Here is a 25,623-nt window from a genome sequence, read left to right as displayed (position 1 = left end):
CGCCGCGAGCCTGCGAGTGGCGGGGGGCAGGGGGTCCTTCGTCAGTCGACCAGGTCGCCCTCGTCGGCGTCCGCGGGCTCCGCGCCGTCGGCGCGGGCGGTCTCGACGCCCTCCAGGAAGCCGCGGGCGCGCTCGGCCCGCGGATAGCGGGCCACCAGCGCCCAGAAGCGGGCGTCGTGGCTGGCCTCGAGCAGGTGGGCCAGCTCGTGGACCAGCACGTAGTCGACGACGTAGGCGGGCATCGTCCGGAGCCGGCTCGACAGCCGGATGCTGCCGTCGGCCGGGGTGCACGAGCCCCAGCGGCGCTGCTGGTTGTCCACCCAGCGGACGCTGGCCGGCCGCGCGGCGCCGTCGAGGTGCGCCTGCGACAGCGCCAGGGCGCGGGACATGAGCTCCTCGTCACCGCCCATCGACCGGCGGCGGCGTTCCTCGCGGGTATGCAGCTTGGCCACCATCTGCGCCACCCAGCGCCGCTCCTCGGCGGGGGTGAAGGCCGCGGGGATGAGCACGATCGTGCGCCCGGACTCGCGGTAGGCGGTCACCGTCCGGCGGCGGCGGGTGCTGCGGCGGACCTCGACCGGCCCGGCTGCGGTCAGGGGGCCGTGCGAGGGGTCGGGGGTCGATCCGGGCACGGGAGGACCGTAGCCAGCGGGCGGGGCCGACGCGCCCGGGGGCGCCACCCGCTCGGGTACGAGTCGCACGGACGGTGGACAGCCCCGCCGTGAGGACGGGTCCACAGCCACCACCGGGCATCACCGCAGGTGGCGGCCCCGTCGGGGAGGCGACACGCCGACCGGCCCCGGGCGCCGTCCCCCGCCTGCGCACAGGGACACGCCGCCGGGTCCCCACACCGCCCACAGGTCTGTCCACAGGCTGTGGGCGGACCCGTCCGGCGGGTCGGGCCGACGCGCGAGGCGGACCGGCCGGTCCGGGTAGCGTTCCCCGGGACGGCGCCCGGAGCGGGGGCCGAGCAGCCGGAGGGAGAGACACCGTGGCGGACAGCTACAACGGCTACTGCGTGAAGTGCAAGGAGAAGCGGGACTTCGACGGCGAGGTCAAGGTCAGCGAGTCCGGTCGCCGCATGGCCCAGGGCACCTGCCCGGTCTGCGGCACCAAGGTGAACCGGATCCTCGGCAAGGCGTAAGGCGCTCCCACCTCCTCGACGGCGGCGTCCGCACGGTGGACGCCGCCGTCGCCGTCCCCGGGCTGTGGACAGCCGCAGCGCACCGGCGCCCTCCGCTGGCACCCTGCGCCGGTGCCCGACACCCCCCACCCGCTCCTGCCGCCCGGCACGCCGCTGCTGCACCGCGGTCCCGACACGCTCCAGGTCGGTGGGGTCGACGGCGCCGGCGCGGTGCTCACGGGGGCCGACCCGGCCGCCGTCGCCGCGCTGCTGCGCGGTCTCGACGGCCGCCGCACCCAGCGGGCCGTCCTGGCCGACGCCGCCGCGGCGGGCCTGGACCCCGGCCCGGTCGGCGCCCTCCTCGACGGGCTGCGCGGCACCGGCGCGCTGCTCGACCTCGACGCCGCCGACCTGCTCGCCTCCGACGCCGGCCCGGCCGCAGCGGCCCGCACCGCTGCCGAGCTGCCGGCCGCACGCGACGGCACCGGGGCCGCGCGCTGGCGGGCCCGGCGGGCGGCGGCGGTCGTGGTGCAGGGCGCGACGCGGGTGGGCGTGCCCCTGGCGGCGCTGCTCGGGGCCAGCGGCGTCGGCCGGGTCGCCGTCGGCGACGACGGCGTGGTCACCGCGGGCGACGCCGTCGTGGGCGGGCTGGCCGCCGACGACGAGGGACGCCCGCGCGGACCGGCCGCCGCCGACGCCGTCCGCCGCGCCAGCCCGCTGACCGACCTGCGCCCCCTGCCGCCGGGCGCCTGGCCCGACCTGGTGGTGCTGTCCCGCCCGTGGTCGGCATCCGACCCGCTCGTCGCCGGCCTGCGCGACGCCGGGGTGGCCCACCTCGTGGCGACGGTGCGCGGGGAGACCGGCGTGGTGGGGCCGCTGGTCGTCCCCGGCGTCACCAGCTGCCTGCGCTGCGCCGACCTGCACCGTCGCGACGCCGACCCGCGGTGGCCGGTGCTGGCCGCCCAGCTCACCGGCGGTGCGCAGGTCCCGAGCGGGTCCACGCTCACCTGCTGGGCCACCGCCCTGGCGGCCGCACAGCAGGTCCTGGCCTACCTCGACGGCAGCGGCAGCCCCGCCACGCTGTCGGCGGTCGTGGAGCTGCGCCCGCCGGACCTCACACCGCGGCTGCGCCGCTGGCCGCCGCACCCGGCCTGCGGCTGCACCGGCACGGGCGGCGCACCCGCCTCTCCCGGGTGACCGGGACCACCGTCCCGTCAGCGGTCCGCGGGTCCCCCGGAGACAATGGGGAGGTGAGCGACGACGCACCGGGGATCCCGAGGGGCTCGATCTCGCGCACCGCGCGGTTGGCCTCGCTCCCCCTGGGGGCGGCCGGTCGCGCCACGCTCGGGATCGGCAAGCGGCTGTCGGGGCAGTCCGCCGACGCCGTGAACGCCGAGCTGCAGCAGCGCACCGCCGAGCAGCTGTTCGCCGTCCTCGGCCAGCTCAAGGGCGGCGCGATGAAGCTCGGCCAGACGCTGTCGGTGTTCGAGGCCGCCGTTCCCGAGGAGGTGGCCGCGCCCTACCGCGAGGCGCTGGTCAAGCTCCAGGAGGAGGCTCCGCCGATGCCGGTGCGGACCGTGCACGCGGTGCTGTCCCAGCAGCTCGGCGGCACCTGGCGCACCCGGTTCCGTGAGTTCGACGACCAGCCGGCCGCCGCCGCGAGCATCGGCCAGGTGCACCGTGCGACCTGGCGCGACGGACGCGACGTCGCCGTCAAGATCCAGTACCCGGGCGCGGCCACCGCCCTGATGGCCGACCTCAACCAGCTGGCCCGCTTCGCCCGGCTGTTCGCCGCGATCTTCCCGGGCCTGGACGTCAAGCCGCTGATCGCCGAACTGCGGGCGCGGGTCATCGAGGAGCTCGACTACGGCCTGGAGGCCGACGCGCAGCGGCAGTTCGCCGCGGCGTACGCGGGCGACGCGGAGATCGTGGTGCCGCGGGTGGTGGCCAGCGCGCCGAAGGTGATCGTGTCCGAGTGGCTCGAGGGCCTGCCGCTGTCGCGGGTGATCACCGACGGCACGCCGCAGCAGCGGGACCGGGCCGGTCACCTGATGGCGCAGCTGCACTTCTCGGCCCCCTCGCGGGCCCGCCTGCTGCACGCCGACCCGCACCCGGGCAACTTCCGGCTCGTCGAGGGCGACCGGCTCGGCGTCATCGACTTCGGCGCGACCGCCCGGCTGCCCGACGGGCTGCCCGAGCCGATCGGCCGGCTGGTCCGCTGGGCGCTGGAGGGTCGGGCCGAGGACGTGCTGGCAGACCTGCGGGCCGAGGGGTTCGTCCGGCCGGGCGTGGAGGTCGACGCCGCCGGGGTCCTCGACTACCTGCGGCCGATGCTCGAGCCGATCGTCAGCCACAACTTCCGGTTCACCCGCCGGTGGATGCAGGAGCAGGCCGCCCGTCTGGCCGATCCGCGCAGCGACGCCAGCCGGCTGGGCCGCCAGCTCAACCTCCCGCCGGCCTACCTGCTCATCCACCGGGTGACGATCGGGTCGATCGGCGTCCTGTGCCAGCTCGACGCGGCCGCCGACTACCGCAGCGTGCTCGAGGAGTGGCTGCCCGGCTTCACCGTCTGAGACCGGGGACCGCCCGGCTCCGGACGGACAGGAGGCCGGGTCCCCTCCACACCGGGAGCGGAGGGGACCCGGCCTCGACCGGGGAGGGCACGCGGAGGTGCCCCGGGGTGCGCCGCGTCAGCGGACGGCGGCGCTGGCCCGCGCGGCACGCCGGCTGGCGTACTCCGCGCGGCGGGCCCACCGGCGGGCGGCCCGCAGCCGGCGCATGCGGCCGGCGGTGTCGGCCTCGGCACGCAGCTCGGACAGCCGCGTGACGGCGAGGTCGTACTCGTAGCTGGTCATCTCGGTTCCTCACGGTCTCTGGTGGAACTTCTTCCGGTTTCTCGTCGGCCCCGTCCCGAGGTTCACCCCGAGCCTGCGAGGGGTGAGGAGGACGGGGTCCTTCATCACGCCGCGACGACCTTGCGGGGACGACCCCGCGGGCGCTTGCGCGGGATGACCACACCCCGCTCGAAGATCTCGCCGCCCCAGACGCCCCAGGGCTCGCCGCGGTCGAGCGCACCGGCCAGGCAGGCGTCGCGGACCGGGCAGTCGCCGCACAGGACCTTGGCCTGCTCGAGGGCCGCGGGGCTCTCGGCGAACCAGAGGTCCGGGTCGTCGGACCCGCGGCACGGCAGGGGTCGCCGCACGGGGGCCGGGGCCAGGGGCGGGTGCGGCGTCCTCGGCGGGATGCCACCGGTCCGGGGGAGCCCGGGTCGGCGGTGGGACGTCGGGCGGTCGATCGTCTGCTGCACTGCCGCTCCTCCTCGTACTCGTCGTCTGCGCGGCCGGCGGGGCCCGCCGACCGGGTGGTCGGGGCCGGGTGCCGCGGAGAAAGACGGAGGCCGCGGATCCCGGGTTCGGGTTCCGCGGCCTCGAGGAGGACCGGTCGAGCGGCTAGCTCTGCGGTCTCCCCGGGGAGTGGATCCCGAGGGTGGTGCGCTGCTGCTTGGTGGTGGTGCGGTGGGCATCGGTGCCGAGGAGGCCGGTGCCGGGGACGGAGGTGCCGAACGGCGCGATGACGCCACCGGCGGTGGGCACACCGGTCCCCTGGACCGGAGCGGTGGCCGCCGCGCAGCCGGTGCCGGTCAGCTCGAGCGGCGTCGCGGTGCGGGCGACGGCGTACCGGGGACGGGCGGTGGGCACCATGCCGGTGCCGGCCGGACGCACGTCGAGGGCGCCCCAGGCGGAGACCCCGGCGGGGGCGAGAGCGAATCGCGTGTCGGTCATCGGAACCCCTCCTCCCGGGGTCGGAGCCCGGCTGTCGAACCGGGCTCGGTCTGGTGCGCCCGCGGCTGTCCGTCGGGCGCAGACAGGACAGTAGGGAAGGTCACGCGAGCGGCGCAACGCAATTAACGAGCGTGTCCCCGGGCAGGGGGACCCGGCGGTCACCGACCGCGCCGTCGGCACCGCCCGTGACCGGTCAGCCGCTGACGGTGGCCAGCACGTCCTCGCCGTAGAGGTCGAGCTTGCGCGCGCCGATGCCGGGCAGCCCGGACAGCTCGCGCAGCGACGAGGGCCGCGCCTCGGCGATCGCCTGCAGCGTCGCGTCGGTGAAGACGACGTAGGCCGGCACGGAGGCGGCCTGGGCGGTGCTGCTGCGCCAGGCCCGCAGCCGCTCGAACACCTCGCCGGCCTCGCCCTCGAGGACGACCTTCGCCTTCTTGGCCTTCCGCGACGGCGGCGGGGCCGTGGGCGTGGAGCCCGGGACCAGCCCGTCGAGGAAGCGGCTGCGCGGGCGGGCCCGCTTGGCGCCCGGGTTGCGGGTCAGCGACCACGACAGCGTCAGCTGCTCGCGGGCGCGCGTGACGGCGACGTAGAGCAGCCGCCGCTCCTCCTCGACCGCGTCGGGCCGCGACAGGGACTGCGCGATCGGCAGCACGCCGTCGACCAGCCCGACGACGAAGACCGCGTCCCACTCCAGGCCCTTGGCCGCGTGCATCGAGGCCAGCGTGACGCCCTGGACGGTGGGCGCGTGCTGCGCGTCGGCGCGCTCGGCCAGGTGGGTGACGAAGCGCGGCAGGTCGGTGGTCGGGTCCTCGGCCACGAGATCGACGGCGAGGTCGACCAGGGCGGCCAGCGACTGCCACCGGTCGCGGGCCGCTCCCCCGGCCGGCGGGCGGTGCTCGACCCAGCCGGTGGAGGCGAGCACGTCGCGCACCGTGGGCACCAGGGCGCCCGGCTCGCTCCCGCCGGCGGCGGCGCCGCGCAGCAGGACGACCGCCTCGCGCACCTCGGGGCGCTCGAAGAACCGCTCCCCGCCCTTGAGCACGTAGGGCACCCCGGCGTCGGCCAGGGCCGACTCGTACACCTGCGACTGCGCGTTGATGCGGAACAGCACGGCGATCTCCGACGCGGGCGTCCCGGCCTCGACGAGCGCCCGGCAGGCCTGGGCGACGGCGGCGGCCTCGGTGGGCTCGTCGGGGTGCTCGAAGAACCGCGGGGCCGGGCCCTCGGCGCGCTGGCCGAGCAGCCGGAGCCCGGGCAGGCCCTTGCGCGGCGGCGCCTGGCCGATGAGCTTGTTCGCCAACGCCACCACCTGCGGCGTCGAGCGGTAGTCGCGCTCGAGCTTGACCACCGCGGCGTCGGGATAGCGGTCGGCGAAGCCGAGCAGGTGGTCGGGGTCGGCGCCGGTGAACGAGTAGATGGTCTGGTTCGGGTCGCCGACGACGCACACGTCGGCCCGCCCGCCCAGCCACGCGTCGAGCAGCCGCTGCTGGAGCGGGTTGACGTCCTGGTACTCGTCGACGACGAAGTGCCGGTACTGCCCGCGCACCTGCCGGGCGACGTCGGGGTGCTCCTCGAGGGCGTAGGCGGTGACCAGCAGCAGGTCCTCGAAGTCGAGCACGCCGTCGCGCTGCTTGGCCGACTCGTAGGAGGCGTAGACCCGGGCGACGGTCGCGGCGTCGAAGGGCGGCTCGCGGCCGGCGGCCTGGGCCCGCTTCGGGTAGTCCTCGGGTGTGGCCAGGGTGGTCTTGGCCCACTCGATCTCGCTGGCGAGGTCGCGCAGGCTGGTCTTGTCGGTGCTCAGCCGCGCCCGGGAGGCGGCCGAGGCGACCAGGCGCAGCTTGTTCTCCACCAGCGGCGGCATCGGCCCGCCCAGCACGCGGGGGGCGAAGTAGCGCAGCTGCCGCATCGCGGCGGCGTGGAAGGTGCGGGCCTGCACACCGCCCACGCCCAGGCCGGCCAGCCGGGTCCGCAGCTCCCCCGCCGCGCGGGCGGTGAAGGTCACCGCGAGCACCTGCTCGGGCACGAACGCGCCGGCGTGCACGCCGTAGGCGATGCGGTGGGTGATCGTGCGGGTCTTGCCCGTACCGGCGCCGGCGAGGATGCAGACCGGGCCGTCGACGGCCGAGGCCGCCTCGCGCTGCTCGTCGTCGAGGCCGGCCAGTACCGCCTCGGCGCCGGCGGACGGAGCTCCGGACCCGGGCGTGCGTCCGGGCAGGTCGGCGGTCCGCGGCATGCGGGCGTGCTCCTCGGGGACTGGGCGGGGCGGGCGGACGGCACCGAGTCTCCCAGCCGGTACCGACATCGCGCCGGGACACCCCGGCGAAGCCGGGAAGGTCCGCCCGCCGGTGTGCGTTCTGCCCCTCAGGAGTTCCGCTCCGTCCCCGACGACCCCTGGGAGGCCCCCGAGTGACTGCCGCACCCGCCGCCGTGACGATGTACACCACCACCTGGTGCGGGTACTGCGTGCGGCTCAAGAAGCTGATGCAGCGCGAGGGCATCCCGTTCGCGGAGGTCGACATCGAGCGCGATGCCGCCGCGGCCGACGTCGTCATGCAGGCCAACGGTGGCAACCGGACCGTGCCGACGCTCGTCTTCGCCGACGGCACCGCGCTGACCAACCCCAGCATCGACCAGGTCCGGTCCCAGGTCGCGCAGCTGCCGGGAGCCTGACCGGCGGGTGCTGCGTGGGATGCGGGAGACGGCGGTGCATCATCGTCCCCCGGCGGATCACGACCGTGGCCGCCGCCCGACCCTCGGCCACCGGGCCGCCCACCTCGCGGGAGCTGCCGTCGTGACCTCGGACTCCGTGCCCTCCCCCGTACCCGGACGGGCCGGGGGGCGCCCGTCGGTCGACGCGCCGTCGGTCGTCGTCGCCCGCACCGGGCGGGGCTGGCGGGTGTTCGCGCCCGGGTGCGCCCACGACGTCGACGACCTGCTCGAGGGCCTGTCCCTGGCCGACCTCCTGGCCGAGGAGCTCGACTGCCTCGCCGAGCCCGACCGCGCCGCCCGCCGGGCCGCCCGGGGGGCTCCCGGGGGTGCCGGTCCGGCCGAGGACCCGCGCGACGCCCGCATCGCCGCGCTGGAACGCACCGTCAGCCAGCTCGAGCACGCCCTGGCCGCGCGGGTGGCCACCGAGCGCGCCATCGGCGTGCTCGCCGAGCGGCACGCCACCGCCCCCCGGTCGGCCTTCGAGGTGTTGCGCGGCCAGGCGCGGTCGCTCGGGCGGCCGGTGCACGAGCTGGCCCGCGAGGTGATGGCCACCCTCGACCGGCTGGCCGACCCCGACCCGGCCGACGCCGGCCCGGCGCTGACGCCGGTCCCCCGCCGCACCCCGGGGGGCCGCCGGGTCGAGCGCGGCTCCGTGCGGCCCGGCGGCTCGGTCCCGGCGGACGGCCGTCCCTGAGGAGCCCGGAGCCGCTCACCCCGGACGCGCTGGCCGACCGGCTGGCCGCGCTCCTCGCCGACGTCGAGCCCCTGCCCGGGGCGGCCGCGCTGCGGGTCGGCGTCGACGGTCCCGACGTCGCCGGACCGGGAGCCCTGGCCCGCGCCGTCGCGGACCGGCTGCCGGCCCTCGGCCGCCCGGCGGTCGTGGTCCCCGCCGCCGGGTTCCTCCGGCCGGCGTCGCTGCGCTTCGAGCACGGCCGCACCGACCCCGACGCGCGCTACACCGACTGGCTGGACACCGGCGCGCTCGCCCGGGAGGTCCTCGACCGGGTCGGCCCCGGCGGTCCCGGCGAGTACCTGCCGGTGCTGTGGGACGTCGACCGCGACCGCGCCGCCCGCGCCGGCTACGAGCCGATGCCGCCGCGCGGGGTGCTCCTGGTGCCCGGCGCACTGCTGCAGGGGGCGGGGCTGGCCCTCGACGTCGTCGTCCACCTGCGGGTGGCCCCGGCCGCCCGGCGCCGGCGCTGGCCGGCGGAGCAGGCCTGGGAGCTGCCGGCCTTCGACCGCTACGACGACGAGGTCGACCCCGCCGGGCTGGCCGACGCCGTGGTGCTGGCCGACCGGCCCGGGCACCCCGCGCTGGTCCTGCAGGGGCGGTTCGGCGCCGCGCGGTGATGATCAGGTGACCTGATCCCCGGGCGTCCTCCCTCACCGTGCACCGTGAGGGAGGACGCTCCACGATCAGGGACCCTGATCGTGGGTCACCCGAGCTCGCCGTCGACCCAGCGGTCGATGAGGTGCCGGGCGATCGAGACCGGCGGGGGCAGCGCCTCGGGACCGCGGCCCGAGCGCAGCTCCTCGCGGGTGAACCAGCGGGCCTCCTCGATCTCGGAGGGGTCCAGCCGCAGCGTGTCGCCGTCGACGGCGCGGGCCACGAAGCCGAGCATCAGCGACTGCGGGAACGGCCACGGCTGGCTGCTCACGTAGCAGACGTCGGTGACGGTGAGGCCGACCTCCTCGGCCACCTCGCGGGCCACCGCGCCCTCGGCGGACTCCCCCGGCTCGACGAACCCGGCGAGCACCGAGTACCGCCCGGGCGGCCAGACCGCCTGCCGGCCGAGCACGCACCGGTCCCCGCCGTCGTGCACGAGCATGATCACCGCCGGGTCGGTGCGCGGGAACAGCTCCGCCCCGGTGACGGGGTCGCGCTGCACCCAGCCGGCCCGCTCGATGGTCGTCGCCGCGCCCGACAGCGGGCTGAACCGGGTGCGCTCGTGCCACTCCAGGATGCCGATGGCCTCGGCGAGCAGGCCGGCGTCGAGGTCCCCGAGGTCGGCGCCGAGCTCCCGCAGCCCGGTCCACAGGTCGACGTGCCGGCCGTTGACCGTCAGCGCGCGCTCGCCGCGCACCGCCGCGTAGGGCACGCCGTCGGCCTCGCCGAGGTAGACCGCGCCCAGCGGCAGCTCTGGCTGCTCGTCCCACACCAGCGCCGGGCCGGCGTCCCCCTCGACGACCGGCACCGTGCGCCGCTCGTCGACGGTGAGCACCCGGACCGGCCGGCCCCGGGTGGGGTCGGGCAGCGCGCGGCCCAGGTGGTCGCGGTCGTGCGCCGAGCGGGACAGCACCGGGACGGTGCCCGTCGTCCGCGGCGTGCCGGCGGGCCACACCTGCCGGCCGCGCTCGACGTCGGCCGCCGTGCTCCCGCCCGGCGGGACGCTCACGCCGGGTCCACGGCGGCGGCGCTCGCGGTGACGTCGACCGGGCCGAGGGCGCGCAGCGCGTCGGTGACCCGCTCGGCGTCCCCGACGACGACGCCGGTGAGCGCGGCCGGCGCCAGGTGACGGCGGGCCGCCTCCTGCACCTGCTCGACGGTGACCTCCGACAGTGCGCGCTGGTGCTCGGCCAGCCACTCCACCGACAGCCCCGACCCGGCCAGCGCCGAGAGCGTGCTGGCCAGCCCGGCGTGCGTGGCGGTCGAGAGCGCCATGGAGCCCAGGACGTAGCGGCGGGCGGCGTCGAGCTCGGCCTCGGTGACCGGTGCCAGGGCCATCCGGCCCAGCTCGGCCCAGGTCTCGAGGAACGCCGGGGCGGTGACCTCGGTGGCGACGTCGGCCTCGACGAGGAACGACGACGCCGCGGCCAGGTGGTCGACGGCGCTGCGCGGGCTGTAGGAGTAACCGCGCCGCTCGCGGATGTTCTCCACCAGCCGGGAGGAGAAGTAGCCGCCGAAGACCATGCTGGCCAGCCGGACCGCGGGCAGCTCGGGGTCGGTGCGCCCGGGCCCGGGCCCGCCGAGGCGGATGTTGGACTGCACCGCGCCGGGCCGGTCGACCACCTCCAGGTGCCCGGGGGCCAGCGCAGGCGCCGGCGGTGCGCCGACCGCGGCGCCCTCGCCGGTCCACTCGCCCAGGGCCGTGGCGACGGCGTCGGTGGCCGCGGCGGCGTCGAGGTCGCCGACGAGCACCAGCGTGCTGCCGGTGGGCAGCACCCGCTCGCGGTGCAGCTTCCGCAGCGCGGCGGCGCCGACCCGGCCGACCAGCTCCGGCGCCGGCAGCTGGGCGGCGTACGGGTGGGTGCCGTAGCGCCGGGCGGCCAGCGCGGAGCGGGCGATGACCCCGGGTTGCGAGCGGGCGATGGCGATCCGCTCGGCCACCCGCTCGCGCTCGGCCTCGACCCGGTCGGTCGGGTAGGCGGCCTCGGTGAGCACCTCGGCCAGGACCCCGAGCACCGGGGCGAGGCCCTCGGCCAGCAGCGTGGTGGAGAACAGCAGGCGGTCGGGGTCGGCGGCGACCGTCAGCTCGGCGCCGTGGCCCTGCAGCGCCTCGGCGATGCCGGCGGCGTCGTGCCGGGCCGTGCCCAGCAGTACCGCGCCGGAGAGCACCGACGCGCGGGCGGTGTGCTGCGCCGCGCCCCGCGGCGAGGCCGCCGCGAAGGGCACCCGCAGCCGCAGCTCGACCAGCGGGACGCCGGGCCGCGGCACGACGACGACGGTGAGCCCGCTGGGCAGCGTCGTCGTCGCCACCTCGGGGACCGGCTGCGGCCGCGGCTCGCCCAGCGGCGGGACCAGCGTGAGGTCGAGCACCGGCGCGCTCACCGGGCACCCCCGGTGGCGCGGAGCTCGAGCACGGCGGCGGTGCCGGGGTCGAGGCCCTTGGCGGCGGCCTGCACGGCGTCAGGCGTGACGGCGGCCAGCCGGGCGGGGAGCTCGCCGGCCAGCTCGGCCCGGCCGTGCACGAGCTCGGCGGCGGCGAAGGCGAGCGTGCGGCCCAGCACCGAGTCGGCCTGGCGCAGCAGCTGGGCGCTGGTGCGGGCCTGCACCCGGGCCAGTTCCTCGGGCGTCACGCCCTCGCCGGCGATCCGGCCGACCTCGTCGTGGACGGCGGCCAGGACGTCGTCGACCGGGACCTGCGCGGGGTGGTGCACCTGGGTGGTGAGGAGTGTGGCGTCGCGGACGTCGAACGGGTCCCCGAACAGGCCGACGTAGCTGCTCTGCGCCACCGCCAGCCGGTCGTCGTGCACCAGCCGGCGCTCCAGGCGGGAGGCGTCGCCCTCGCTGAGCAGCTCGGCGAGCAGCACGGTGCCGAGGTAGGTGTCGAGGTCGCCGACCGGGTCGGGGACCCGCCAGCCCAGCGCCACGGCCGGTGCGGGCGCGAGCCGGTCCTCGACGACGTCGCGCCGCACCGCCGTCGGGGACGGCTCGCCGGTGTGCGGCGTCGGCGGCACCTCACGGGCCTCGACCGGGCCGAACCAGCGGCGCACCAGCCGCTCGGTCTCGCCGACGTCGAGGTCGCCGCCGACGCACAGCACCGCGTTGCCCGGGGCGTAGTAGCGGGAGAAGAAGTCGGTGGCGTCCTCGACCGTCGAGCTCTCCAGGTCGATGAAGGAGCCGTAGCCGTCGTGGGTGTTGGCGAAGCTCTCGAACGCGACCTGCGGCAGCTGCAGCCAGGGGAAGGCGCCGTACGGGCGGTTGAGCACGTTGACCCGGATCTCCTCCTTCACCACGTCGATCTGGTTGCGGAGGTTCTCCTCGGTGATGGCCGGTGCGGCCATCCGGTCGGCCTCGAGGAACAGGGCGCGCTCGAGCGCCTCGGCGGGCAGCGCCTCGAAGTAGTTGGTGTAGTCCTGGTGGGTCGACCCGTTGAAGGTGCCGCCGGCGGCCTGCACGAGGCGGGCGTGCTCCATCTTCGGGACGTTGCGCGACCCCTGGAACATCACGTGCTCGAAGAGGTGGGCGAACCCGGTGCGGCCCTCCGGCTCGTTGCGCATGCCCACGTCGTAGAAGACGGACACGGCGACGACCGGCACGCTGCGGTCGGGCGCGAGGACGACCCGCAGCCCGTTGTCCAGCGTGAAGCGCTCCACCGGGTGCCGCAGGACGAGATCGGCCCCAGCTGCTGTCACGGACCGACCCTAACCACGGCAGACCACGCCGTGCCGGGCGGCTGTCAGAGCACGTCGATGTCGTCGACGACGCGGTCGATGACGCCGTAGAGCTCGGCGTGGGTGTTCGGGATGGACACGTAGAGGAGCGCGGGGTCGGGCCGGCCGACGTCGACGACCAGCACCGCCGCGCGCTCGCCGGTCGAGTCGTAGCCCTCGACGTCCCAGGTGAGCTGGAACTCGACCAGGTGGGCGTTGCGGCCGTCGACGGTGAGCGCCTCGTCGCGCAGCACCTCGCGCTCGTTGGGGAACGGGTAGTAGGCGGCGCGGACGCTGTCGGCCAGCGCGGTCACCGTCGCCTGCTCGCTGCCCGGCCCGGTCCAGCCGTACCCGTCGGCGACCGGTCCCGACGTGCACTGGGCGATGAAGTCCCCGCCGCCGGGCACCGCCTCCTGGGTGGTGAAGTACTGCCCGGCGATGGTCCGGGTCTCGGGCATGATCCCGAGGTCGTACTCGAACCAGCCGTTGCCGAGGAACGGGTAGGAGATGCCCGCCTCCTCGTCGATGATCCGGACGGTGCCGGGCGGGAACGTGGTCCCGGCCGGCGGGTCGACCGGCGGCGGGTCGGCGACGGGGGTGCGGCTGCCCGACAGGCCGACGACCAGCGCGACCACCACGACGGCGACCACGGCGAGCACCCCGCCCGCGACCCACCAGGCGGTCCGCGCCCGCGAGCGCGGCGGCGACGCCGGGCCGGGCTCCCACCCGGACCCCAGCTCCGCGTCCCAGCCCGCGGGCGGGACCGGCGGACGCGGCGGGGCGGCCACGGGCGGGGCCTGGACGGCGACGCCCGGGCCGGCCGGGGTGGTGACGTCGGACCAGGTCGCCCCGTTCCACCAGCGCACCATGCCCGCGGCGCCGTCGGGGTCGGGGTACCACCCCGCCGGTGCGGTCGGCTGGCCGGGTGCGCTCACGCGGGTGAGCGTAGGACGGCGGCGCCGCCGGTCAGGGCTGCCGCGGCGCGACGTGACCCAGCTGTGGCCGCGGTCGGCGCGCCGGGAGGGTCACCGCGCCGCGAGTTCCCGCCACAGGTGGGCGGCGGCCTCGGCGCCGCGGTACAGCATCGGCAGCAGCACCCGCTCGTTCGGCGAGTGGATGCGGTCGGTGGGCAGTCCGGCGCCGAGGAACACCAGCGGCGCGCCGAGCACCTCGACCAGGTCGGCCTCGGGGCCGGAGCCGCCCTCGCGGGTGAACAGCACGTCGGCGGGGTCGGTGTCGAAGGCCTGCCCGATCGCCCGCAGCAGGGCGCCCGTGTGCGGGGAGTCGAGGTCGCTGGCGCACGGGCTGACGCCGCCCGGCGGGGTGTGCACCTCGGCGGTGATGCCCTCGGGCAGGTTGGCCTCGACCCAGGCGCGCACCATCGGGCCGACGTCCGCGGGCCGCTGGTCGGCGACCAGCCGGAAGGTGAGCTTGGCATGGGCCTCGGCGGGGACGATCGTCTTGTGCCCGGGGCCGGTGTAGCCGCCCCACATGCCGTTGACCTCGGCGGTCGGGCGGGCACCGATCCGCTCCAGGGTGCTGAACCCCTCCTCCCCCGCCGTCGCACGCGACGCCGCCGGGCCGGCGAGCCAGGCGGCCTCGTCGAACGGCACGCGGGCCATGAGCTCCCGCTCGCGGTCGGTCAACGGCCGCACCCGGTCGTAGAAGCCGGGCAGGGTGACCCGCCCCCGGTCGTCGTGCAGCGCGGCCAGCAGCTCGGCCATCGCGTGCAGCGGGTTGGGCACCGCACCGCCGAAGGAGCCCGAGTGCAGGTCGACGGCGGGGCCGCGCAGGGTGATCTCGGCGTCGGCCAGCCCGCGCATGGCGACGACGGCGCTGGGCACGTCGGGCGCGGCCATGCCGGTGTCGCTGACGACGACGACGTCGCAGGCCAGCCGGTCGGCGCGCTCGCGCAGCAGGTCGGCGAAGTACGGCGAGCCGGATTCCTCCTCGCCCTCGACCAGCAGCTTGACCGTGACCGCGGGGGTGTCGCGGCCGGTGGCGGCCAGGTGGGCGCGGATGCCGAGCAGGTGGAAGGCGACGTTGCCCTTGTCGTCGATGGCGCCGCGGGCGTGCAGCTCGGGACCGTCGGGGGTCTCGACGCGGGTCGGCTCGAACGGCGGGTGCACCCACAGCTCGAGCGGGTCGACCGGCTGCACGTCGTGGTGGCCGTACACCAGCGCGACGGGGGCGCCGGGGTCGGCCGACGGCCACTCGGCGTAGACCGCGGGCGCGCCGGGCGTCTCCCACACCTCGACGGTCGGGAAGCCGGTGCGGCGCAGCGCGTCGGCCAGCCACTGCGCGCTCGCCGCGACGTCGCCGGCGTGCGCCGGGTCGGCCGAGATCGACGGGATGCGCAGCCAGGCGTCGAGGTCGGCGTGCAGGTCGTCGAGGTGGGCCAGCACGAAGTCGCGTTCCGGGCTCGTCACGGTCGCCGACGGTAGCGGCGGACCGGCACCGGCTACCTTGCGGCCCATGGCCGGAGAGCTGCTGCGGGTGGACGTCGGTGACCTGACCTTCGACGTGCGGGCCGACGGCCCCGAGGACGGACGGCCGGTGCTGCTGCTGCACGGCTTCCCCGAGACGTCGCTGTCGTGGGCGGCGGTGCAGCCGCGGTTGGCGGAGGCGGGGCTGCGCACCTACGCCGTCGACCAGCTCGGCTACTCCCCCGGCGCCCGGCCGCAGGAGGTCGACGCCTACGCGATGACCAACCTCGCGCAGGTCACCGCCGACCTGATGACCGCCATGGACGTGCCGGTGGCCGACGTCGTCGGGCACGACTGGGGCGCCAACGTCGCGTGGTCGCTGGCGGCGTGGCACAGCGACCGGGTGCGGTCGCTGACCGCCGTCTCGGTCCCGCACCCGACGGCGTTCACCATGGCGTGGCGCAGCGACCCCGAGCAGAAGGAGCGCTCCTCCTACATCCGGCTGTTCTGGCAGGAGGGCAAGGCCGAGGAGGTCCTGCTCGCCGACGGCGCCCGGCGGCTGCGCCGGATGTACGGCGACGCCGTCGACCCGGAGGCCGTCGAGGAGTACGTGTCGGTGCTCTCGGCGCCGGGTGCGCTGACCGCGGCCCTCAACTGGTACCGGGCGATGAGCTCGGCGACGCCGGTCGCCGAGGTCCCGGTGCCGACCACCTTCGTGTGGAGCGACGCCGACATCGCGATCGGCCGGATCGCCGCCGAGGGCTGCGGGGAGCACGTGACCGGCGACTACCGGTTCGTCGAGCTGTCCGGGGTGAGCCACTGGATCCCCGAGGAGGCGCCCGACGCCCTCGCCGCCGCGATCCTGGACCGCATCGCGTCCTCGTGACCGTCCGCCTCCGCGCGCCCACCGCGGAGGACGCCGACGTCCGGGCCGGCCTCTTCGGTGCCCGTCGGTGCTCGTCGGCGAGGAGGTCGCCGGCCCCACCGGCGCCCAGCCCTGGGCCCAGCCGTGGGGCCGACCCGGGTGCCGGAGGTGGGATGGCGGCTCGGCCGCCGGTTCTGGGGCCGTGGGACCGGGACGGCGGCGGGGCGGCTCGCGCTGGAACGGGCGTTGGCCCTGGGGGTGCCGCGGGTCGTGGCGATGGTGCACACGGACAACGTGGCCTCGCTGTCGGTCGCGCGGAAGCTCGGCCTCCCCGAGGAGCCCGCTCCGATCACCGTCCGGAGCTCCGGTCCTCCAGTTCGGCGTCGCGTTGGCTCGCTCCTGACCGATGACGTCGCTCTGAACTGGGCCTTTCTGGTCCACAGGACTTGATCGACACGGTGCTCGAACGTATGATCGACTCCGTGGCGGGAGTCCTGGCGGTCGACGAACCACCCCTGGTGGGCTGGGCGTCGGGGCCGCTGGGAGCGGTGCAGGCCGCCGACCGGGAGATCGCCCGGCACACCGCGCTCCGGGCCCGGGCGGTGGCCGCGTTCGCCGCATCCCGGCCGTCGTCGGCCGACCGGCCGCCGGGCTCGCCGGGGGCGATGGCCGCCGACCGCTGGGCTCGGCGTCCTGACCTGCTGCGGCCGGTGAGTGAGTGGGCCACCGACGAGCTGGCGGTCGCGCTGGCGGTGTCGGCCCAGGCGGCGCAGGCGCTGCTGGAGCGGTCGCTGACCCTGGTGCACCGGCTGCCGCGGACCCTCGCCGCCCTCGAATCGGGGGCGTTGCACGTCGGGCACCTGGGCCCGCTGATCGACAGGGTCGCCCCGATCGCCGATGACACGCTGCGCGCCGCCATCGAGGCCGACCTGCTGGCCTGGGCGGCCGGGCGGCACACCACCCCGGCGCAGCTGGGCGACAAGGCCCGCCGGGAGCGGCTCAAGCGCACCGCCCGCACCGCCGCCGATGACCTGCTCCGCGCGGTGCGCCGGCGTGGCGTGTCGGCCGGCCCGGACCGGGTCGACGGGATGAGCGTGGTCTCGGCGCTGCTGACCACCCCCGAGGCGGCCGCACTGCTCGCCGCGCTGGGCGCCTGTGCCGACGCGCTGCCCGCCGATCCGGCCGATCGGCGGACCCGCGGGCAGAAGATGGCCGACTGCCTGCTGGACCTGGTGCTCCGCCCCGGGGAGACCGGGCTGCCACCGGTGCAGGTGACCCTGACCGTGGTCGCCCCGGTGGGGGCGCTGCTGGGCGGGGACGCCGCGTGTGAGGTCGACGGGCAGGTGGTGCCGGCCGAGCTGGTCCGGGCGCTGCTGGCCGCCCTCACCGGCCACCGGGCCGACGCCACCACCGGCACCACCACGACCGACGCGACCGATGCCACCACGATCGACGCCACCACGACCGATGCCACCACGACCGGCACCACCGCGACCGACACCGAGCCAGCCGACACCGAGCCAGCCGACACCGAGCCCGCCGACACCGACGCGGCCGTCGGGGTCGATGCGGTCGGAGCCGGGGCGTTCCTCACCGAGGACGAGCACTTCGCGCGGTGGGCCGAGGAGCTGGAAGCGCGGATCCTGGCCGGGGAGTTCGATGCCCGCCCCGGGCCCTGCTACCTCGACGAGGACCTGCCACCGGACGATCCGCCCGACGCGCACCACACGGCCGACGCCGACGCCACGGCCGACGCCGACGAGGTGGCCGCACCGGACCCCGATGGCTGGTGGGCGCGCGCCGACCACGCCGTCGACCAGGCGAGCACCGCCCTGCTCGGGCTGCAGCGCGCCCTGGGCCACGCCCGCCGCACGGTGGCCACCGCGCAGCGCGCCGACGCCGCCGACGAGGCCACCTGGGCGGCGAGTCCCGCCGGCCGGATCACCGCCGCCGGTGACGTGCTCGCCCAACTGGCCGCGGCCACCGACACCGCCCGCACCGATCTGGCCGCCCTGCTGGCGGCCACCGCCGGGGGTGGGCTGGCCGACCGGCCCCGCCTCGCACTCACCCACGCGGCCACTGGTGCGCTGCTCGCCCTCACCGACCTGCCCGCCCTGCACCGCGCCGCCCAGAGCGGCACCGGCCTGGCCGCCCCTGCCGCCGGCGCCGGCTACCGGCCCGGCGCCGCGCTGGACCGGCACGTCCGGGCCCGCGACCGCCGCTGCCGCTTCCCCGGCTGCCGCCGCCCCGTCCCCCGCGCCGGCGACCTCGACCACGCCACCCCCTGGCCGGCCGGACCCACCACCGCGGCCAACCTCACCGGCTACTGCACCGGCCACCACCGCGGCAAGCACCAGGCCCCCGGCTGGCGACACGCCCTCGCCGCCGACGGCACCCTCACCGTCACCACCCCGTCCGGCCTCACCGCCGCCACCACCCCACCGCCCTACTGACGGGTGACCAGAGCGGCGGGCGGACCGGCCGGCCGCACAGTCAGAGCAGCCGGTAGTAGCGCACCAGCGGCAGGGCGGTGAAGCCGGCGGCCTCGTAGGTGTGTCGGGCGGGGGCGTGCCCGGGGTCGCCGCCGGTGCCGATGGCCACGAGGCGGACCCCGGCCCGCCGCAACTGCTCCACCCCGTCGTCGAGCAGGGCGCGGCCGATGCCGCGCCGCTGGGCCGCGGGGTCGACGGCCAGCATCTCGACCTCCCCGCTGTCGGGCTCGTCGAACGACTCGTCGTGCACCAGGACTGCGACGAACCCGACCGGACGGCCGTCCTCGTCGGCCACCCGGACGCGCACCCCCGGGTCGCGGCAGACCCGCTCGACGGCCGCCGCCTGCGATCGCGACCAGTCCGGGTACAGGTGCCGGTACACGCGAGTCCCGAGGACGGTCTCGAACGAGGCGAACACCGGCGCCCACGCGCGCAGCGACAGCGCGACGACGGCGTCCACGTCGGCGTCCCGCAGGTCGCGGATCTCGACGGTCACGCGGTCAGGCTGGCGGTGCCATCAACCGAGTTCGGGATCCTCCGGCGGCGGGGGCAGCTCGTCGTCGTCCGGCTCGGGCGGCAGGTCGTCGGGGAGCGGGTCGTGGACCGCGCGGCCGGTCACCAGCGCGAGCAGGCCGGCCTCGTCGAGCAGGTCGACCGGGCGCACGGTGACCCCGGCGGCGACGTGGTGGAACCCGGCACTCACCCGCTCGACGGGGACCCCGGTCAGCCGCGACCAGCCCAGCCGGTAGGCGGCCAACTGCACCGCCGCGGCGGACAGCTCCGCGCCGGACGGCGGCGGACCGGTCTTCCAGTCGACCACCTCGAAACCGCCGGCCCCGTCGGTGAACACCGCGTCGATCCGCCCGCGCAGGGTGAGCGGGCCCAACGGCGTCTCGAAGGGCACCTCGACCTCCACCGGCTGCCGGTCGGCCCACGGGCTGGCCAGGAACGCCGCCTGCAGCGCGCCCAGGGCGCCGTCCGGCGTGGCGGACTCGTCGCCGGAGCCGGGCAGCTCGTCGAGGTCGAGCAGCCGCGCGACCCCGAAGCGCTCCTCCAGCCAGGCGTGGAAGGCGGTGCCGCGGCGGGCCAGCGGCGCGGGCGCGGCGGGCATCGGCCGGCGCAGCCGCCGGGCGAGCTCGGCCGGGTCGCGCCGCAGGGTGACCAGCTCGGAGACCGACAGGTGGCTCGGCAGCGGTACCTCGACGCTCGGCCGGGCGGTGCGGCGCCGCTCGCGCAGCAGCAGGTCGGCGTCCCGCACCCACTGCTCCACCACCGGGTCACCGGCGCCGAGGGCGGCCGCGGCGTCGAGCGGGTGCGGCGCGGCCCCGGCCACCAGCTCGGCAGCGGCGGTGAGCGCGCGCCGGCGCGGCGGGGACAGCGGGTCGGCCGGCCAGACGCCGACCGGCCACTCCTCCAGCGCCGGGTTGGTGGCGCCCTCCTCCGGCCGCTCGGCCCAGGCGACGACGACGCCGGCGCCGGCGGTGCACGCGCGGCGCACGGTGTCGAGCAGCACCGACGGGCCGTTGGGCTTGACGCCCTCGCGCCACCAGCTGCCCGAGCACACCAGCAGGTGCTTGGCGCGGGTCACCGCGACGTAGCCCAGCCGGATCTCCTCGGCGGTGCCGAAGTCCTTCCACTCCTCGACGTAGTCCTCGAGGGCGGCGCGCACCGCGGCCTGGTCGCCGGACCCGGGCACCGGCAAGCGCAGCTGCGGCAGCTCCGCACGGTCGGTGGTGCGCAGGTCGACCGGCACCGCGCCGGGGTCCTTGACCCAGGAGTCGGCGGTGTCGGTGCGGGCCGGGAACTGGTCGGCGGTCATGCCCGGCACCGCGACGACGTCCCACTCCAGGCCCTTGGCCGAGTGGCCGGTGAGCAGCTGGATCGACTCGGGGTCGACCGCGACCTCGCCGGGCTCGAGCCCCCGCTCGCGCTCCTCGGCGTCCTTGAGGTAGCCGAGGAAGGCCGGCAGCGACGGCAGCTCGGCCAGCTCGGTGAACTCGGCGGCGACGGCGTGCAGCGCGTCCAGGTGCGCCCGCGCGGACCCGGGACTGGCGCCGGGAGCGCTGGCCAGCTCGGTCTCCAGGCCCAGCACCCGGACGACGTCGTCGACCATGTCCGGCAGCGACTCGCCCAGCCGACCGCGCAGGTGCGCGAGCTCGGCGCCGAGCCGGCGCAGCCGCCGGTGCGCGGCGGCCGAGTAGGCCGACGGGTCGCCGAGGTCGTCGAGCGCCTCGACGATGCTGCCCCGCTCGGACGGCCGCGGGTCGTCGCCCTCGCGGTCCGGCTTCCGGGAGTGCACCAGCGCGCGGGCGCGGGCCTCGAGTGCGGCGAGGTCGCGCGGGCCGATCCGCCAGCGGGCGCCGGTGAGCAGCCGGCCCAGCGCGTCGCCCGCGGTGGGGTCGACGAGCACGGTGAGCGTGGCGACGACGTCGGCGACCTCGGGCACCTCGAGCAGCCCGCCCAGGCCCACGACGGTGACCGGCAGGCCGCGGGCGCGCAGGGCGGCGGCGATGCCGGGCAGCTGCTTGCGGGTGCGCACCAGCACCGCCGTCGTCGGCGGGCGCCCGTCAGCGCGGGGCGGCAGGTCCGGGTCCTCCCCGCGCCAGCAGGCGGCCAGCCGGTCGGCCAGCGCCTCGGTCTCGTCGGCGACCGTCGTGTACAGGCCGGCGGTGACCAGCCCCTGCCCGGCGCCGGGTGCCGGGGTGAGGTCGGGCAGCGGTACGTCCGGCGCCGGCAACAGCCCGGCGACGTCGTTGGCGACGGCGAGCACCGCGCCGTCGTTGCGCCAGCTGGTGGCCAGGGTCAGCCGCTGCGCCTCCTTCCCGCGGGCGCCGGGGAAGGTGCGGGCGAACCGCTCGATCGTCCCGGCCGACGCGCCGCGCCAGCCGTAGATCGACTGCCGGGGATCGCCGACGGCGAGCACCGGGTGCCCGCTGCTGCGGCCGAACAGCGCCTCGAGCATGCGCAGCTGGCCGACGCTGGTGTCCTGGTACTCGTCGAGCAGCACGATCCGCCAGCGGGCGCGCTCCCGGCGGCCGACCTCGGGTGCGCTGACCGCGACCCGCGCGGCCAGCGCCACCTGGTCGGAGTGGTCGATCGCGCCGGCGGCCCGCTTGCGTCCCTCGAAGGCCTCGACCAGCGGCAGCAGCGCCACGCGGGCTCGCTGCCGGGCCAGCATGTCGAGCACCGGCTTGTACGGGCCGCGCTTGCCCTTCGCGTCGGGGTAGCCGGCGATGCGCCGCTCGAGCTGCGCGGTCCACTCCCGCAGCCGGTCGGCGCTGATGTCGTGCTCGCCGAGCTCGCCGGCCAGCGCGAGGACGTCCTCCACGGTGGTCAGCGGGCTCAGCGGCACGTCGGTCATGTCGCCGGTCCAGCCGGAGACCACGGAGGACGCCTGTCCCCAGCACATCGCCGGGCCGAGCACGCCGGCGCCGGGCTCGACGCCGATCCGCAGCCCGTGCTCGCTGACCAGCGACGCGGCGTAGCCGTGGTAGGTCGACACCGTCGGCATCCCGACGGCGAGCCGCTCCCGGAGCCCCGGGTCGGTCTCCGGGTGCCGCGCCAGCGCGGCCAGCCGGATCCGGATGCGCTCGTTGAGCTCGCTGGCGGCCTTGCGGGTGAAGGTCAGCCCCAGGACGGCGTCGGGGGCCACCAGCTCGTTGGCGACCAGCCAGCACACCCGGGCGGCCATCGTCTCGGTCTTGCCCGACCCGGCCCCGGCGACGACGACCAGCGGCCGGTCGGCCGGCGCCGACACCACCCGCGCCTGCTCGTCGGACGGCGCGTAGGACAGCCCGCAGCGCGCGGCGACCTCAGCCGGGGTGAGCACCCGGCGCGGCTGCACCGGCTCGGGCGCCGCGCCGAACAGGGCGTCGTCGAGGGCGAGCTGGTCCTCGACCCGAGTGGGCGTCCGCCGGCTCACGAGGTGACCTGCCGGCCGCGCTCGTGCAGCGGGCAGCTGCGCCGGGCCGGGCAGCGCGCGCAGTGGCTGCCGGTGCGCACCTCGAAGGTGGCCGCGCCCATGCCGTCGCCCACCTGCGCGACCAGCTGACCGGCCCAGCTGTCGGCCACCGGGACGTCGGCGGGCAGCGGGTCCTGCGCCTGCTCCTTGGCCTTCTGCCCGGAGCCGACCTGCAGCAGCGCCGCCCCGCCGGGGGCGTCGCCGTGGTCGCCGAAGGCACCGGCGGCGACGGCGACCTGGTAGGCGGCCAGCTGGCCGTGGGTGTCGATGTCCTTGGCCTGGGTGCGGCCGGTCTTGAGGTCGACGACGACCAGCCGCCCGGCGCCGTCGCGCTCGAGCCGGTCGACCTGGCCGCGGATGCGGGCGCGGCCCACGGTGACGTCGAAGTCGGCCTCCGCGGCCAGCAGCTCGCGGCGGTTGGCGGCGTGCCAGCCGAGGAAGCGCTCGAGCATGTCGCGGGCGGCGATCCGCTGTCGCTGGTCGGCCCAGCCGGGACCGAGGTCGAGCCGGTCGAGCTCCTCGGCCAGCGCGGCCCGCGCCTCGGCCGCGGCGAGCCCCTCGGCCACCCGCTGCGCGACGGTGTGCACCGCCGAGCCGACGGTGCGCGTGCTGTCGGGCGAGGCCTCGGCGCCGACCGCGCCGAGCACCCACGTGAGCGGGCACCGCTGGAAGGTCTCGATCGCCGAGGGGCGCACCCGCACCGGCTCGCCGTCGGGCACCAGCGGGGCGTCGTCGGACAGCGGCGCCAGGCCCCACCAGTCGGCCGGGGAGGCGCCGGGCACGCCGTCGTCGGCCAGCCGGCGCAGCACCGCGGCGGCGGCCGACCGGCGGGCCGGCCCGGTCTGCGGGTCGCTGACCGCCCGCCGCAGCTCGGCGACCAGCGCCGGCAGGGTGAGCGAGCGGGGCAGCGGCGTCAGCGGCCGGCCGTCGTCGGGCGGGGCGGCGACGAGGTCGAGGAAGCGGGAGGCGGTGGCGCCGGCGTCGGGCCCGTCGAGCGCCCCCTCGACGGCGGTGACCACCAGCCGGCGGCGGGCGCGGGTGCAGGCGACGTAGAACAGCCGCCGCTCCTCGGCCAGCATCTGGGTGCGCCGGTCGACCACCGCGCCGTCGATCCCGGCCACCCGCTCGACGAGCAGCTCGGTGCCCAGCAGCGTGCCGCGGTCGCGCAGGTCGGGCCAGATCCCCTCCTGCACGCCGGCCACGCAGACGACGTCCCACTCCAGGCCCTTGGCGGCGTGCGCGGTGAGCAGCCGGACCGCCTCGGTCACCGATCCGCGGCCGGCGTCGGCCAGCCCGGGCAGCTGCTGGGCCGTGAGGTGCTCGACGAACGCGCCGACGGTGGCCGAGGGCAACCGGTCGACGAAGCCGGCGGCGGCGTCGAACAGCGCGACGACGGCGTCGAGGTCGCGGTCGGCGACCGCCCCGGCCGACCCGCCGGCGGCGCTGGCCCGCGCCCACCGGCCGGCCAGGCCGCTGCGCTGCCACATCGCCCACAGCACGTCCTCGGCCGACCCGTCGCGGGCCAGCGCCACGCGGCCGGCGGCCAGCACCCCGGCGACCCTGCGGGCCGGGCGGGCGACGGCCTCGGGCAGTTCCTCGAGCAGCGCCTCGTCGGCGAGCGCGGTGGCCAGCGGCGCGCCGCGCTCGTCGGCGTCGACCCCCCGCTGGGCCTGGGCGATCCGCACCGCGCGGCGCAGCCGGCGCAGGTCGAGCACGGTGGCGCCGCCCAGCGAGGAGGCCAGCAGCGCCTCGGCGCCGGGCTCGTCCAGCGCCAGCGTGCCGGGCTCGGCGCCCGGCCGCGGCAGCAGCGCGGTGAGCGCGGCCAGCAGCGGCGCGACGGCGGGCTGCGCGGCCAGCGGGAGGTCGTCGCTCGCCACCTCGACCGGGACGCCGGCCGCGGTCAGCGCCCGCCGCAGCGGCCCGATGGCCAGCGCGGTGCGCACGACGACGGCCATCCCCGACCACGGGACGCCGTCGACGAGGTGCGCGCGGCGCAGCGTGTCGGCGACGTAGGCGGCCTCGACCGCCGCGGACCCGAAGACGTGCGCCTCCGCGGCGCCCTCGTCGGTGCCCTCGGCGGCGGTGAGCCGGCGGTGCTCCCACGGTCCGGGCAGCGCCTCGGCGACCCGGCGGCTGACCGCCAGCAGCGCCGGGCCCGAGCGACGGCACACCCCCAGCGACAGCCGCGGCGCGGGCCGGCCGGTGACGGTGCGGAAGCGGTCGGGGAACTCGACGATGCCGCGCGGCTCGGCGCCGCGGAAGGCGTAGATCGCCTGATCGGGGTCGCCGACCACGACCAGGTCGCCCCCGCCGCCGGCGAGCAGCTGCAGCAGCTCGACCTGCGCCGGGTCGGTGTCCTGGTACTCGTCGACGAACAGCCAGCGGGCCCGCTCCCGTTCGGCACGCAGCAGCGCGGGGTCGTCCTCGAGCTCGGCGATCGCGGCCCGGACCAGCTCGGCGGGGTCGTAGCCGGACGCGTCGCCGCCGCCGGCGGTGGAGAACGCGGTCACCGCCTCGTACTGTTCCTGGAACGCCGCCGCGTGCAGCCAGGCCTCGGTCCCGGTCTCGCGGGCCCACTCGGCCAGCGTCTCGGGGCCGACACCGCGCTCGGTGGCCCGCAGCAGCAGGTCGCGCAGCTCGTCGCGGAACCCGGCCGTCGACAGCGCGGGCAGCAGTGACGCCGGCCAGCGCACCGCGCCCTCGCCGGCGAGGTCACCGCGCAGCAGCTCGGCGACGACGGCGTCCTGCTCGGCGGCGGTGAGCAGGCGGGGCGGGGCCTCCCCGCGCAGCAGCGCCGCACGGCGCAGCACCCCGTAGGCGTAGGAGTGGAAGGTGCGGGCCAGCGGCTCGCGGATGGTGCGGGCGACCCGCGCGGTGACCCGCTCGCGCAGCTCGGCGGCGGCTCGGCGGCTGAAGGTCAGGACGAGGATCTGCTCGGGGTCGACGCCGCGCTCGATGCGCGCGGCGACCGCCTCGACGATCGTCGTCGTCTTGCCCGTGCCGGGGCCGGCCAGCACCAGCAGCGGCCCGCCCGGGTGGTCGACGACGGCCTGCTGGGTGGGGTCGAGCACCGGCCGCGGCGCCGTTCCCGCCGTCGGCTGCACCAGCCGGTAGACCGGTGCCGCCTCGTCCCCCCGTACCGCCACCCTCCGATGACACCACGCGCGGCCG

Annotated in this window: 22 protein-coding genes; 9 read left to right on the top strand and 13 right to left on the bottom strand. The window is 77.3% G+C overall.

Annotated elements, in window-relative coordinates; genetic code table 11:
• Positions 1 to 41: 41 nt before the first annotated feature.
• Positions 42 to 632 carry a M48 metallopeptidase family protein gene (locus tag ACI78U_RS06435; protein WP_456874455.1) on the bottom strand — a complete coding sequence of 197 codons (591 nt, stop codon included), beginning with the start codon at positions 630 to 632 and terminating at the stop codon, positions 42 to 44.
• 359 nt (positions 633 to 991) lie between these two features.
• Between ACI78U_RS06435 and ACI78U_RS06430 the strand changes: the two genes are divergently transcribed.
• The 3 genes from ACI78U_RS06430 to ACI78U_RS06420 all read left to right on the top strand — a co-directional run bounded on the left by ACI78U_RS06430 (position 992) and on the right by ACI78U_RS06420 (position 3,696).
• Entirely contained in the window at positions 992 to 1,144 is a 153-nt protein-coding gene (locus ACI78U_RS06430; RefSeq protein ID WP_456874454.1) for a DUF5679 domain-containing protein, read from the top strand.
• 111 nt (positions 1,145 to 1,255) lie between these two features.
• Positions 1,256 to 2,320 carry a ThiF family adenylyltransferase gene (locus tag ACI78U_RS06425; protein WP_456874453.1) on the top strand — a complete coding sequence of 355 codons (1,065 nt, stop codon included), beginning with the start codon at positions 1,256 to 1,258 and terminating at the stop codon, positions 2,318 to 2,320.
• 53 nt (positions 2,321 to 2,373) lie between these two features.
• A complete protein-coding gene (locus ACI78U_RS06420; protein ID WP_456874452.1) occupies positions 2,374 to 3,696 on the top strand; it encodes an ABC1 kinase family protein in 1,323 nt (440 codons plus the stop codon).
• A 117-nt stretch (positions 3,697 to 3,813) separates the two neighbouring features.
• Here the strand turns inward: ACI78U_RS06420 and ACI78U_RS06415 are convergent, their stop codons facing one another.
• The 4 genes from ACI78U_RS06415 to ACI78U_RS06400 all read right to left on the bottom strand — a co-directional run bounded on the left by ACI78U_RS06415 (position 3,814) and on the right by ACI78U_RS06400 (position 7,138).
• Entirely contained in the window at positions 3,814 to 3,978 is a 165-nt protein-coding gene (locus ACI78U_RS06415) for a hypothetical protein (protein ID WP_456874451.1), read from the bottom strand.
• A gap of 104 nt (positions 3,979 to 4,082) precedes the next feature.
• Positions 4,083 to 4,325: a WhiB family transcriptional regulator gene (locus ACI78U_RS06410; protein WP_456874450.1), complete on the bottom strand. Its 243-nt coding sequence runs from the start codon at positions 4,323 to 4,325 to the stop codon at positions 4,083 to 4,085.
• A gap of 247 nt (positions 4,326 to 4,572) precedes the next feature.
• Positions 4,573 to 4,905, bottom strand: coding sequence for a hypothetical protein (locus tag ACI78U_RS06405; RefSeq protein WP_456874449.1), 333 nt, complete (start codon positions 4,903 to 4,905; stop codon positions 4,573 to 4,575).
• 193 nt (positions 4,906 to 5,098) lie between these two features.
• The gene (locus ACI78U_RS06400) at positions 5,099 to 7,138 is read right to left on the bottom strand and encodes an ATP-dependent helicase (RefSeq protein ID WP_456874448.1); all 2,040 of its coding nucleotides are present in this window, start codon (positions 7,136 to 7,138) and stop codon (positions 5,099 to 5,101) included.
• A 173-nt stretch (positions 7,139 to 7,311) separates the two neighbouring features.
• On the opposite strand from ACI78U_RS06400, the gene ACI78U_RS06395 reads away from it, so the two are divergent.
• From ACI78U_RS06395 to ACI78U_RS06385, 3 genes are all read left to right on the top strand, one after another.
• Complete coding sequence (locus ACI78U_RS06395; RefSeq protein ID WP_456874447.1) at positions 7,312 to 7,575, top strand: mycoredoxin; 264 nt, start codon at positions 7,312 to 7,314, stop codon at positions 7,573 to 7,575.
• 121 nt (positions 7,576 to 7,696) lie between these two features.
• On the top strand, positions 7,697 to 8,308 hold the full coding sequence (locus ACI78U_RS06390) for an ANTAR domain-containing protein (RefSeq protein WP_456874446.1): 612 nt from the start codon (positions 7,697 to 7,699) through the stop codon (positions 8,306 to 8,308).
• A gap of 185 nt (positions 8,309 to 8,493) precedes the next feature.
• Entirely contained in the window at positions 8,494 to 8,964 is a 471-nt protein-coding gene (locus ACI78U_RS06385; protein WP_456874445.1) for a uridine kinase, read from the top strand.
• Positions 8,965 to 9,050: 86 nt separating this feature from the next.
• Here the strand turns inward: ACI78U_RS06385 and nudC are convergent, their stop codons facing one another.
• From nudC to ACI78U_RS06360, 5 genes are all read right to left on the bottom strand, one after another.
• Positions 9,051 to 10,010, bottom strand: coding sequence for an NAD(+) diphosphatase (gene nudC, locus ACI78U_RS06380; RefSeq protein WP_456874444.1), 960 nt, complete (start codon positions 10,008 to 10,010; stop codon positions 9,051 to 9,053).
• Positions 10,007 to 11,383 (bottom strand): M16 family metallopeptidase, encoded by a 1,377-nt coding sequence (locus tag ACI78U_RS06375; protein WP_456874443.1) that lies wholly within the window; start codon positions 11,381 to 11,383, stop codon positions 10,007 to 10,009. The genes nudC and ACI78U_RS06375 overlap by 4 nt, the downstream gene beginning before the upstream one ends.
• Positions 11,380 to 12,690, bottom strand: coding sequence for a M16 family metallopeptidase (locus tag ACI78U_RS06370; protein WP_456874442.1), 1,311 nt, complete (start codon positions 12,688 to 12,690; stop codon positions 11,380 to 11,382). Before ACI78U_RS06370 ends, ACI78U_RS06375 begins: the two co-directional genes overlap by 4 nt.
• 44 nt (positions 12,691 to 12,734) lie before the next feature.
• Positions 12,735 to 13,643, bottom strand: coding sequence for a DUF2510 domain-containing protein (locus ACI78U_RS06365; protein ID WP_456874441.1), 909 nt, complete (start codon positions 13,641 to 13,643; stop codon positions 12,735 to 12,737).
• 90 nt (positions 13,644 to 13,733) lie between these two features.
• Positions 13,734 to 15,137, bottom strand: a complete 1,404-nt coding sequence (locus tag ACI78U_RS06360; protein ID WP_456874440.1) for a M20/M25/M40 family metallo-hydrolase — start codon at positions 15,135 to 15,137, stop codon at positions 13,734 to 13,736.
• Between the two features lie 46 nt (positions 15,138 to 15,183).
• Between ACI78U_RS06360 and ACI78U_RS06355 the strand changes: the two genes are divergently transcribed.
• From ACI78U_RS06355 to ACI78U_RS06345, 3 genes are read left to right on the top strand one after another with little or no spacing between them, the layout of a single operon-like run.
• On the top strand, positions 15,184 to 16,020 hold the full coding sequence (locus ACI78U_RS06355; RefSeq protein WP_456874439.1) for an alpha/beta fold hydrolase: 837 nt from the start codon (positions 15,184 to 15,186) through the stop codon (positions 16,018 to 16,020).
• Positions 16,021 to 16,077: 57 nt separating this feature from the next.
• On the top strand, positions 16,078 to 16,449 hold the full coding sequence (locus ACI78U_RS06350) for a GNAT family N-acetyltransferase (protein WP_456874438.1): 372 nt from the start codon (positions 16,078 to 16,080) through the stop codon (positions 16,447 to 16,449).
• A gap of 32 nt (positions 16,450 to 16,481) precedes the next feature.
• Positions 16,482 to 18,452 carry a DUF222 domain-containing protein gene (locus ACI78U_RS06345; RefSeq protein WP_456874437.1) on the top strand — a complete coding sequence of 657 codons (1,971 nt, stop codon included), beginning with the start codon at positions 16,482 to 16,484 and terminating at the stop codon, positions 18,450 to 18,452.
• Positions 18,453 to 18,492: 40 nt separating this feature from the next.
• Here the strand turns inward: ACI78U_RS06345 and ACI78U_RS06340 are convergent, their stop codons facing one another.
• The 3 genes from ACI78U_RS06340 to ACI78U_RS06330 are packed head-to-tail and all read right to left on the bottom strand — an operon-like array spanning position 18,493 to position 25,598.
• Positions 18,493 to 18,987, bottom strand: a complete 495-nt coding sequence (locus ACI78U_RS06340) for a GNAT family N-acetyltransferase (RefSeq protein ID WP_456874436.1) — start codon at positions 18,985 to 18,987, stop codon at positions 18,493 to 18,495.
• A 21-nt stretch (positions 18,988 to 19,008) separates the two neighbouring features.
• Positions 19,009 to 22,413 (bottom strand): ATP-dependent helicase, encoded by a 3,405-nt coding sequence (locus tag ACI78U_RS06335; RefSeq protein ID WP_456874435.1) that lies wholly within the window; start codon positions 22,411 to 22,413, stop codon positions 19,009 to 19,011.
• A complete protein-coding gene (locus tag ACI78U_RS06330) occupies positions 22,410 to 25,598 on the bottom strand; it encodes an ATP-dependent helicase (RefSeq protein ID WP_456874434.1) in 3,189 nt (1,062 codons plus the stop codon). Before ACI78U_RS06330 ends, ACI78U_RS06335 begins: the two co-directional genes overlap by 4 nt.
• Positions 25,599 to 25,623 lie beyond the last annotated feature (25 nt).

Source organism: Geodermatophilus sp. SYSU D00710, from assembly GCF_054050195.1.
Note: the sequence above shows the minus strand (reverse complement) of the source record. Positions and strands in the feature narration are given on the sequence as shown.

What these genes read in the sequence shown, in the direction of transcription:
- ACI78U_RS06415 (WP_456874451.1), bottom strand. Translation starts at nt 3,978, where the DNA reads ATGACCAGCTACGAGTACGACCTCGCCGTCACGCGGCTGTCCGAGCTG.
- ACI78U_RS06405 (WP_456874449.1), bottom strand. Translation starts at nt 4,905, where the DNA reads ATGACCGACACGCGATTCGCTCTCGCCCCCGCCGGGGTCTCCGCCTGG.
- ACI78U_RS06400 (WP_456874448.1), bottom strand. Translation starts at nt 7,138, where the DNA reads ATGCCGCGGACCGCCGACCTGCCCGGACGCACGCCCGGGTCCGGAGCT.
- ACI78U_RS06355 (WP_456874439.1), top strand. Translation starts at nt 15,184, where the DNA reads ATGGCCGGAGAGCTGCTGCGGGTGGACGTCGGTGACCTGACCTTCGAC.